Below are 246 nucleotides of genomic sequence, written 5' to 3' on the forward strand. Positions count from 1 at the left end.
ACGCGCCTCCTCCGATTTCTTTGTTGACCTGTCCTGTAAGAAGATCGTGAAGTACGGCTCTGAAGTCAGTTTGAGCCCTACGGTATGGAACATCCTTGAGCTGTTGTTCAGCAACAAGGGGAAGCTGTTGAGCCAGCAGCAGAACCTCAAACACGGCTGGGGGCAGCCCAACGCCAAGTAACCCCAGAACCTGCGGGTGTATATCGCCCAGCTCCGCGGGACGTGGGAGCGTGATCCGGCTGAGCC

The 246-nt window shown here is 57.3% G+C and carries 1 pseudogene; it reads left to right on the forward strand.

The window, feature by feature from the left end:
• Window positions 1-181, forward strand: a pseudogene (locus N7568_RS24965) (DNA-binding response regulator); the annotation flags it as partial.
• Between the last annotated feature and the right edge of the window lie 65 nt (window positions 182-246).

The sequence above is a fragment of the Paenarthrobacter aurescens genome (assembly GCF_025421775.1).
GTDB lineage: Bacteria > Actinomycetota > Actinomycetes > Actinomycetales > Micrococcaceae > Arthrobacter > Arthrobacter aurescens_B.